3 protein-coding genes are annotated in these 3,150 nt (G+C 55.8%); 2 read left to right on the top strand and 1 reads right to left on the bottom strand.

Translation table 11 applies throughout. The features are described 5' to 3' along the window. Nucleotides 1-947: 947 nt before the first annotated feature. Nucleotides 948-1,682, bottom strand: a complete 735-nt coding sequence (locus C448_RS04235; RefSeq protein WP_004052071.1) for a recombinase family protein — start codon at nucleotides 1,680-1,682, stop codon at nucleotides 948-950. A 71-nt stretch (nucleotides 1,683-1,753) separates the two neighbouring features. On the opposite strand from C448_RS04235, the gene C448_RS04230 reads away from it, so the two are divergent. Both C448_RS04230 and C448_RS04225 read left to right on the top strand, forming a co-directional pair. After that, complete coding sequence (locus C448_RS04230) at nucleotides 1,754-2,641, top strand: CPBP family intramembrane glutamic endopeptidase (protein WP_455429045.1); 888 nt, start codon at nucleotides 1,754-1,756, stop codon at nucleotides 2,639-2,641. A 104-nt stretch (nucleotides 2,642-2,745) separates the two neighbouring features. Further along, nucleotides 2,746-2,913 carry a hypothetical protein gene (locus tag C448_RS04225; RefSeq protein WP_004052069.1) on the top strand — a complete coding sequence of 56 codons (168 nt, stop codon included), beginning with the start codon at nucleotides 2,746-2,748 and terminating at the stop codon, nucleotides 2,911-2,913. Nucleotides 2,914-3,150: the final 237 nt, after the last annotated feature.

Here is a 3,150-nt window from a genome sequence, read left to right as displayed (position 1 = left end):
ATGAGTCAGCTACGAAATCGTTCTGTCGTCAAGTCGCTATCCAACTACAGTTCTACTATGGACACAGCGTTATTCCTGCAATTGTCGCAAATGCACCCATTGCCAACTACACTCTTCTCGCCATTGTCAATTCTAAGTTATTGAGTTTTTATAATATGAAAACGTCTCCAAATGCGCAAAAAGGTGCATTTCCGAAAATGAATCCAGATGATGTTCGCGCACTACCTGTATTTCCTGATATACCCGATTCTGTCAGTGATAAATTGATCGAGCACGCAAGCACGTTAATCGATCTGAGAGAAAAACGTCGCTCCTTGAATCTCGATCTCCTCGATTATCTCGGGACCTACAAGGATGGCCTAGCCCTCGGGGAGCGCTACCAGCCAGCGAGCGGGCTGGCAGCATCAGTACTGACCGATACTGAAGTCGACAGCGAGTTTGCGAAACTTCGAGTGACAGCGACGCAGGTTGAGCGCGAGGGCGACCGCTTGCGGCTGCTGGCGGTACCCTACGTGAAGCCCGAGAACTCCGACGAATACGAGACAAACAGTCACGGCTACGCCACGCTCGATCCCGTGCCGGCGATGGAGTTCGTCGGGCTGAGTGAGACAGAGGCCAATCTCATCGCGGCGTTCGTGCCCCACGCGGTCGACGAGGCCGACGGCTTCGCGGGCTATCGAGACAACGCCACCGCGACGATCTCGCCGCTCGATCGGCTGGAAAGCCTGACCCTGCCGAAACTCGATGACGTGGAAGGTGGTATCGAACGCTATATGGATGCCAAAGAGCGCGCCGCGGAGCTTGACNAGCTTGACGAGAAAATCGAACGGACAGACGAATTGATTGATGAGATTGTGTATGAGCTGTATGGACTGACTGACGAGGAGATTGAGATTGTTGAAGAAGCGGTTGAAAGCTAAAATCTCCTTATCTGGCGCGCTAGGCCTCTACCGAACGGTTTCGAGGGCGATGTCCACGCGGTCGTCAGCGGCTTCGGCCCCGAGATACCACTGCCGACGGTCAGAATCCTTGTGAATTTTCGAGAGACCCTGCCGAGTGAGGTTCGGCAGATCGCGTGCAACCGCTCGGATGGATTCGTCATCGTTGACGCGCTCTAACGCCCGACGAACTTCGAGATAGCCGACCTCGCCGTCTTCGCGATCGGGGTCGAGCAGCACCTGCAAATACCCATCGTCGTCATGGCGGAAGCCAGTGGGTACCCGGCCGGTCCATTTACCTTGCTCCTGTGCGCTAGCGACACCGGCCTCGACGCGCTTGATGGTCCGACGACGTTCTTCTTCGGCGACCGCAGCGGAAATGTCTGCAATCAACTTCCCGGTGCCGTCGGGACGCACCTCTGAAATCCAGCCGTCGGTGATTGCGACGGTGGTCCCGGCGTCCTCGCAACGTTCGAAAAATCGTTGGTAGATGCTGCCGAGTCGGGCCAATCGCGAGATTTCCCAGACCACGACGTATTCATACTCACCAGTGTCAATCGCGTCGATCAGCTCGGAGAACTGATCGCGGCCGGGATCGGACCCGGAGTAGCCGAGGTCGGCGTAGCGATCAACGTCGTCTGGGTCGGTATCGTGTTCGTTGAGCCAATCGTTGATCGCATCGCGTTGGTGGGTGGTCTCTTGGGTGTCGGTCGAGGCGCGGATGTAGGTGGCTATGGAGGTCATTCTGGAGTCGTTTTTGTTGCGGGGTATCTAGTATATAAACAGGGTGGCTTTGTTGCAGTCTGCAATAATCCATGTGCTTCATTGCAGGGGACCTTGTCATGACCGTCGACAAGCCGGATGGTCGCAATGCNACAATGACCAGTGCACAACCTGTTGACGGTCAGAGTGACCCACATCCACGAACCAACTGGAGAACTCATGGGCGTGCTGTCGCGATTGGGCTTGGACTGGTCATCTCTGCCCTTGTGATCGGGACGGTACTTTCGATCGTCCCGATTCTCGTGGGCGGAACCAGTCTCGCCGCGCTCACCGTCGTGTTCGTCCTCTCGGAAGCGGGCTATGCCATCGCTGGATGGGTGTATGTCCACCGGTGGTTCACTGAGAAGGTGTCAATCGAGATTCCGACGCCACAACAGTGTGGGTGGGTGGTTGTCAGCACACTCGTCATGCTCGGGATTGCAAGCGGCATCGGCGCACTCAGCACCAGAACGGGCATCCAGATCGGGCGTGCCGACCAGGAACTCCTCACAGGGGATCCGACGATGGTCCTCGTGCTGGCAGTGCTTTCATTCGTCGTCATCGCGCCAGCCGAGGAGTATCTGTTTCGTGGTGTGATTCAGCGACGGCTCACCCGGAGTATGCGAACACCCGCTGCTATCGGCGTGGCCGCTCTTCTGTTCGTCGTTCCGCATGCGATTGGCTATCTCGGAGGGATACAAGGGATTGTTCTGTTGAGTATCGCCCCGTTCTCACTCGCAGTTATACTGGGTGCGCTGTACGAAAAATACGACAATTTGTCCGTTCCAATCCTCGCTCATGGGNTGAGTATCGCCCCGTTCTCACTCGCAGTTATACTGGGTGCGCTGTACGAAAAATACGACAATTTGTCCGTTCCAATCCTCGCTCATGGGTTCTACAATGCAACTCTGTTTCTCACAACCTACGTGACAGAATTTTAACCGCAGTTCACTGAGTCAAACGATCTTGCCAAGCCGAGATGGTGTGTCTACTTTCACCACGCTTCGATGAGGTATAAGTGCGCATCGGCGGAAGGAGAGCGTGCATGACGGACCTCATCGTCAAAGCGGCAGTCAAAGAACAGCTCGCAGACCAGAACGTCTCATCGAATTTCTACGACGCGCTCGATGGCGAGGTAGCAGACTTGCTTGCGGATGCGGCACAGCGTGCGGCGGACAACGACCGCAAGACTGTCCAGTCGCGCGATCTCTGAGCAGGGACCGTCGAGACGGCACTTCTCTCAACTCGTGCCAGTCGCTTCTAGAGTGAGATCAACCGTCTGATCGCATCACCCCAACAGAGCGAGATGCTTGTCGTGTGAGTGACTTTTGGGATCACTCCGTCTGAGAACAGGCGATCCCCCGCTGCCGGTGCCGAAGCGATATCGTTCGGTGTGGCACCCAGTCCTTTGAGGTGAGAACGGGAGTATTATATGTCTCTCTTGTGACCA

Origin of the sequence: Halococcus morrhuae DSM 1307, assembly GCF_000336695.1 — an archaeon.
GTDB lineage: Archaea > Halobacteriota > Halobacteria > Halobacteriales > Halococcaceae > Halococcus > Halococcus morrhuae.
Note: the sequence above shows the minus strand (reverse complement) of the source record. Positions and strands in the feature narration are given on the sequence as shown.

What these genes read in the sequence shown, in the direction of transcription:
- C448_RS04235 (WP_004052071.1), bottom strand. Translation starts at nt 1,682, where the DNA reads ATGACCTCCATAGCCACCTACATCCGCGCCTCGACCGACACCCAAGAG.
- C448_RS04225 (WP_004052069.1), top strand. Translation starts at nt 2,746, where the DNA reads ATGACGGACCTCATCGTCAAAGCGGCAGTCAAAGAACAGCTCGCAGAC.